This is a genomic window from Streptomyces inusitatus, from assembly GCF_014651115.1.
Lineage (GTDB): Bacteria > Actinomycetota > Actinomycetes > Streptomycetales > Streptomycetaceae > Streptomyces > Streptomyces amakusaensis.
Map to the genome: position 1 here is coordinate 69,344 of NZ_BMWG01000009.1, position 6,000 is coordinate 75,343.

Annotated in this window: 8 protein-coding genes; 4 read left to right on the forward strand and 4 right to left on the reverse strand. The window is 70.2% G+C overall.

The annotated features are described in order from the left end of the window. Positions 1-387: 387 nt before the first annotated feature. From IE247_RS16460 to IE247_RS16470, 4 genes are all read right to left on the reverse strand, one after another. Positions 388-720 (reverse strand): helix-turn-helix domain-containing protein, encoded by a 333-nt coding sequence (locus IE247_RS16460; RefSeq protein ID WP_190123881.1) that lies wholly within the window; start codon positions 718-720, stop codon positions 388-390. Then, a complete protein-coding gene (locus IE247_RS34335; RefSeq protein ID WP_229869156.1) occupies positions 717-1,082 on the reverse strand; it encodes a tyrosine-type recombinase/integrase in 366 nt (121 codons plus the stop codon). The genes IE247_RS16460 and IE247_RS34335 overlap by 4 nt, the downstream gene beginning before the upstream one ends. Then, on the reverse strand, positions 1,063-1,794 hold the full coding sequence (locus IE247_RS34340) for a site-specific integrase (RefSeq protein WP_229869157.1): 732 nt from the start codon (positions 1,792-1,794) through the stop codon (positions 1,063-1,065). Before IE247_RS34340 ends, IE247_RS34335 begins: the two co-directional genes overlap by 20 nt. Before the next feature lie 577 nt (positions 1,795-2,371). Next, positions 2,372-3,337: a pirin family protein gene (locus IE247_RS16470; RefSeq protein ID WP_190123882.1), complete on the reverse strand. Its 966-nt coding sequence runs from the start codon at positions 3,335-3,337 to the stop codon at positions 2,372-2,374. A gap of 132 nt (positions 3,338-3,469) precedes the next feature. Between IE247_RS16470 and IE247_RS16475 the strand changes: the two genes are divergently transcribed. From IE247_RS16475 to IE247_RS16490, 4 genes are all read left to right on the forward strand, one after another. Then, the gene (locus IE247_RS16475) at positions 3,470-3,811 is read left to right on the forward strand and encodes a tetratricopeptide repeat protein (RefSeq protein ID WP_190123883.1); all 342 of its coding nucleotides are present in this window, start codon (positions 3,470-3,472) and stop codon (positions 3,809-3,811) included. A gap of 116 nt (positions 3,812-3,927) precedes the next feature. Beyond that, the gene (locus tag IE247_RS16480; protein ID WP_190123884.1) at positions 3,928-4,497 is read left to right on the forward strand and encodes a TetR/AcrR family transcriptional regulator; all 570 of its coding nucleotides are present in this window, start codon (positions 3,928-3,930) and stop codon (positions 4,495-4,497) included. 23 nt (positions 4,498-4,520) lie between these two features. Next, on the forward strand, positions 4,521-4,877 hold the full coding sequence (locus IE247_RS16485; protein ID WP_190123885.1) for a hypothetical protein: 357 nt from the start codon (positions 4,521-4,523) through the stop codon (positions 4,875-4,877). A gap of 198 nt (positions 4,878-5,075) precedes the next feature. Continuing rightward, positions 5,076-5,870 carry an SAM-dependent methyltransferase gene (locus IE247_RS16490; RefSeq protein WP_190123886.1) on the forward strand — a complete coding sequence of 265 codons (795 nt, stop codon included), beginning with the start codon at positions 5,076-5,078 and terminating at the stop codon, positions 5,868-5,870. Positions 5,871-6,000: the final 130 nt, after the last annotated feature.

Genomic DNA, 6,000 nt, shown 5'->3' on the forward strand with positions numbered 1-6,000 from the left:
GATCTCGAACAGAGCAGGCTGGCGCCAGACTGCGGCCGGAGGGGGTGCGGCGGGCGGATCAGGCCGCCGGGGCCGGCCCCGACGCCCGTGCTCGACCGCCGACGGTTTGGGCCGCCGGTCCCAGAGCGCTGTCATGCGGGAGAAGAACAGCTGCTGATGTCCTGGACCGGGCAGGAACGACTCTGCCTTCGTGCCCGTCGCCGCGGCGTCCGCTCGTGCCCCGACCCAGCACAGGCGGCAGTACCCCTTCCGCACCGGAACCCGCCGTGAGCAACTGCCGCACCGGCCTGCCTCACCCCGACTCGCGAAGCCGGAACAGGCCCCGCAGCGCGGACCGAACAGCAGGCCCCACGAGAGGCAGTCGGGACACGACCTGGGCTCCACGGATCACATCGGCGGCAGCGAACGACCGTCGCGGCGGCGGGGCACCACCGCCGGGACCGGCGCTGGAGAACCGACAGCCGCCTCCCGGGCGATGGTGTCCTGGCCAGGGCGGGTGACCTTGTCCGGCTCGGGAATCAGCAGGTCCCCGATGTCACAGCCGAGGACGACGCAGATCACGTCCAGGTCCTCCAGCTTGAGGGAGACCGGCTGCCCGGACCACAGACCGGACATCTTCCCCGCCGAGATCACCAGCCCGTGTTCAGCGAGGCTCCTTCGCAGCTCGGACGCCTTCCAGACGCCCTTGTTCGCGGCGGTCAGCCGCAGGTTCCACTTCATCGGATCAGCCCTTCCAGCCGCTTGGCGGCCCTCTCCTGCCCGGCGACCCAGGCATCCTCGACCCGGGTCTGCTGCACATGGACATACCGCATCGTGGTGGCAATCCAGGAATGCCCCAAAACCTCCTGGATCGAGATCAGGTCGAGCCCGTTCAGATAGAGCTGGGACGCGCAGAAATGCCGCAGGACATGCGGCGTCAGCTTGTCCGTCCAGCCCGGCAGGTGGAGTTTGGTGGCCTCCGCGAGGCCGTTGCGCAGGGCATCGTCACCGACCCGCCGTGGGGAGCCGTCGGCGTTCTTGCGCTCGGAGGGCAGCAGCGGGGCGCCGGGCCGGGTGTGGTCGTCACCGAACTGACCCCACACGTCCTCGATGAACCACCGCAGTGTCCGGCCCGCACCGTTGATCAGCGGGACCATCCGCTCCCGCGGACCGGACCCGCGCTTGCTTGCCGTATCGGACGTGGAGCTTGCCGAACCGGCCGAGGTTCCACTTGATGTCGTCCAGGTCCAGCCGGCGAGCCTCGTTCACCCGCAGCCCGACCTCGGACATCAGCTTCGAGGCGATGTAGTTCCTGGCCATCGGGGCGAACTTCCGGCAGGTCGCCAGCTCTCCGGCCCAGCCGGTGAACAGCTGCCCGACCTCCGCCTCCTGCGGCGGGATCCGCAGCTGGGCGTCCTTCGCCCCGCGCGGCCGGTTCATCTCGTCGATCGGGCACTCGACCACCCGGCCCGTCAGCCGGTGCAGCTCGATCTTGTGCCGCAGTTCGAGGAAGGCGAAATAGGTGGTCAGCGCCTGCGACCGGGCCAGCCGGGTGCCGCTGGGCGAGTTCCGCAGGATCTTCCCGAAGTACGCATCCGCGTCAGCGGGCTCCATGTCCCACAGTGGTCGGCCGTACCAGGACCGCATCTGCTCCAGATGGCCGACGTCCCCGCGGATGGTGCCGTCCGTCAGCCCGGCCGACGCACGCGCGAGAACGAACCCGGCGAGCGCATCGGTCTCGAACTGCTCCAACTCCTCGGCCGAGACCGGATCGCGTACATCCCGGAGATCCCGCACGACTGCCAGCGCCGCCAACCCGAGCCTCCTCACCTTCATCCCGACTGCGGAACAGTCGGACGAGATGAGAACGCTTCAGGAATCCTGAAGTTACGTCACCTGGCGGGAGAGCACTCCAAGGAGGAAGAACCCCCTGGCCACGAGGTCGGGGACTCAACAGGGCTCAGAGGAACTCAAGGGATGTCGCACAGCTGTCTGCGCCAAGGGGGCAGGTGTCGCCTCCGTCTTCCCAGCCTCCGTTGTGGACCCTCCACAACGGAGGCAACGTGTCCGTCCTCGCACGCAGCGCTTTCTGCGGGGCCGCCCCAAGGCCGTCCCCACGTCGATCCGAGAGAGCGGCCGACTTGATGCCGAGCCAGCGCCCAGGCGAGAACCGCAGGAGATCGAGCACCACACGATCTGACGAACCATCGGCAAAGTCAGCATTGAGTCAGCATTAGGTCTACCTAACCTGACCATAGAGAGCCAAACCCGGGAATGATCGCCACCCGCCCGGCGCCCGCCGGGGCGGTTTCGCGGGCCGCTCCGGGAGGCCCGGCTGTCGCAGCGCGATCACTGCGACAGCCAACTTGGACCGCCTCGCAAAATGCCCAGGTCAGCGCACCCGCCCCCGCTTCTTCAGCGACCCCGGCGGCAGTTCGGGAGCCGCCAGCGGATCCCCGTCGTAGCCGTGCACCTCACCGAAGCGTGTGCCTTCCATCCAGTCTGAACGCGCCTGTGCGATCTCCTCGTTGCTGCGGCCGATGAAGTTCCACCACATGATCAGCTCCTCCTCGAAGGGCTCGCCCCCGAGCAGCATGAGGCCCGCGTCGGAGTCGGCGCGGAGGGGGAGGGAGGTTCGGCCGCAGCCGAGGTAGAGCATGGAGCCGGGGAGGAGGGGGACGCAGTCGACGTGGGTTTGGCCGGACATGGAGAGGATGGCGTACTCGAAGTCGGGGTCGAGGGGGAGGTCGAGGTCGGCGCCGTGGGAGAGGGTGAGGTCGGCGCCGAGGATGGGGGTGTAGGTGGTGCCCGGGGAGGGGGTGCCGTCGAGGGAGCCGAGGATGATGGTGGCGGTGAGGCCGGGGGCGGTGACGGTGGGCAGGTCGGTGTGGTGCTGGAAGTGGGGCTCGACGGAGCGGTGGGCGTCGGGGAGGGCGACCCAGAGCTGGGCGCCGTGGAGGAGCCGGGCGTGTTGGCGGGGGCTCTCCTCGGAGTGGCTGATCGCACGGCCGGAGGTCATCAGGCCCAGTTCGCGGGGGCGGATGGTGGCCAGGCTGCCCGTGCTGTCGCGGTGGAGCACCTCGCCCTCGTGGAGCCAGCTCACGGTCTGAAGGCCCATGTGGGGGTGGGGAGGGACCTGCATACCGGGCTCGCCGGCGATGTCGTCGGGGCCGTAGTGGTCGACGAAGGCCCAGGCCCCGACCATCCGGCGGCCGAGATTCGGCAGCAGTCTGCGCACCTCGGTGGACTCGCCGAGGCGGACCGTGCGGGGGCTGAGGAGTTCGCGGACGGGCTCCGCGGCGACGAAACCGCGACCGCCGCAGACGGAGGGGGCGGCCTGACGATCGAGATTGCTCATGGCGCTCAACCTATTCCCGTGGCGGTGGCCACCGTCGGCCCCCCACGCCCACAGGCTGGTGGAATATTCAACCACCCCCCTTGGTTGAGGCCGACACAAGGACAACCGGAGCAGACTCCAAGGAGGAGAACAGTGAGCGAGAACGAGACCTACTACGAGTTCGGCACCGCCGCCGAGCGGTGGGACCGTGCGCAGCTGTTCTTCGACGCGAAGGAGTACGCGACGGCCGCGCGCATTCTGCGCGGACTGGTGGAGGAGGCCCCGGGGCAGGTCGCCCAGCGACTGCTGCTGGCCCGCACCTACTACCACTCCGCCCAGCTGGGCCGCGCCGAGACGGAGCTGCTCGCGGTGCTGGAGCTGGACCCGGTGGAGCACTACGCCCGGCTGATGCTGGGGCGCACCCTGGAGCGCCAGGGGCGGCCGCTGGACGCCGCGCCGCATCTGCGGATCGCGGCGGCGATGTCGGGAGAGTAGACGTACGGGGGAAGGGCCGGTTCGCCACAGGCGGGCCGGCCCTTCCTCATGTGCGGGCAGAGATTAAGGAACGATCGTTCTTGACTGAGCGTTCCTTAATGACGTACGGTCGTGCCATGGGACGCCCAAGAGGATTTGACGAGGCCGAAGTGGTCAGGTCGGCGGCGGAGCTGTTCGCGGGCCGGGCCTACGACGGAGTCTCCATCGACGATCTGGTCACGCATCTGGGGCTGCATCGCAACAGTCTGTACAAGACCTTCGGCAGCAAGCGCGGGCTCTATCTGGCCGCGCTCCGGTGGTCCCTGGAGCACGATGTGGCCCCCCTGATCGACCGGGTCTCCCGGGCCGCCGGCCCCGGCGAGGGGCTGCGCGAGGCGCTGAGCCCGCCGGGCGGCGGGGCGGGGCTCGATCTGCTGCTGCTCGCCGCCGTCGAGCGGGCCCCGGTGGACGCCGAGGTGGCCGAGCTGGTCACCCGTACCCTCGACGCGCTCGACGCGGCGACCGGAGTGCCGGACGGCACGGGTGATCCGGGTGATCCGGGTGATCCGGACGGCGGCCCCGGAGCGCTGGCGGTCGCGCTCACCTCCGCGGTGCTCGGACTGCGCATCCGCGCCAGGGCCGGGGCTCCGGGCGCGGACGCCGGGCGGGCCTGCGAGGCCCTGGGCCGACGGCTCGCCACTCGCTGAACCACTACTCGCTGGGAGCAGATATGGCACAGATCAACGTCGACGGCGGCAGACTGATCGTCGAGATCACCGGCATGAACCGGGTCTGGGCGCTCAAGAAGCGGCTGGACATCCCGTTGGCGCATGTTCGCGGCGCGACCGCGGACCCGGGGATCGTCATGGAACCGAAGGGAATCCGCGCCCCCGGCACCCATTTCCCCCGCTTCATCACCTCCGGCACCTTCTACAAGGACGGTGAGCGAGTGTTCTGGGATGTACGGGACTCCTCCAAGGCCGTGGTCATCGAGCTGGCCGGCGAGCGGTACGCGAGGCTGGTCGTCCAGGTCGCCGACCCCCGGGCGACGGTGGCGCTCATCGAGCGGGCCCAGCTCGTGAGCTGAGGCCCCGCCAGGTCGGAACGCCCCTCACCAGGCCCTCACCAGGCCCTCACCGGGACCTCACAGGGCCTCACCAGGGGCGTTCCGGGCAATAGTTGCCCACTCGTGCCCTTGCTTGCCTTTGGCATATGCGTGGCCTGTGGTGAAACATGGGCCTGCCCCCCGTTACGGCTGTACGGGGGCCGATACGAGGAGAGCACGATGAACGCGGACCAGCGGGAACCAGTGGTGCAGATCGACACGACCACCCCCCATTCGGCACGGGTGTGGAACTACTGGCTGGGCGGCAAGGACAACTACCCCGTCGACCAGGCCCTGGGGGCCCGGCTGAAGGAGATATTCCCGCAGATCATCGACATCGCCCGGGCCTCGCGGCAGTTCCAGGCGCGGGCGGTGCGGCATCTCGCCGAGGAGCTGGGCATACGGCAGTTCCTCGACCTGGGCACCGGGCTGCCCACCGCCAACTCGACGCACGAGGTGGCCCAGCGGTCGGCCCCGGAGGCGCGGATCGTCTACGTCGACAACGACCCGATCGTGCTGGCCCACGCCCGCGCGCTGCTGGTCGGCCGGCCGGAGGGGGCGACCGACTACATCCACGCGGATCTGACGGACTCCGAGACCGTTCTGCGCGAGGCCGCCAAGACGCTCGATCTGACCCGGCCGGTCGCCCTGATGCTGCTCTCCACCCTGGGGCATGTCGCGGACGACGCCGAGGCCGCCGCCCTGCTGCGCGGCTATCTGGCCGCCCTTCCGGTGGGCAGCTGCCTCATCCTGTGCGACACGATCGAGACGCCGGAGACCCTGGCCGGCTCGGACGAGTACGCCAGCGGCGGCGCGCTGCCCTACATCTCCCGCCCCTCCGAGGTCGTGCGCTCCTTCTCGGACGGCCTCGAACTGCTGGAGCCGGGCTTCGGCTCGATCACCCTCTGGCGTCCCGACCAGCCCGTCACCGGCGAGCCGGTCGAGCAGTGGGGATTTGTCGCCGTCAAGCGATGACGAGGTCCGGCACGGCTCACGCGCCGTGCGGACGGCGGGGGGGCCCCCCCCCCGGGGGGGGGGCGGCGGGGGGGGCCCCCCCCCCCGGGGGGGGGGGCCGGAGCCACGGGGGGCGGCCCCCGGGGGCCCC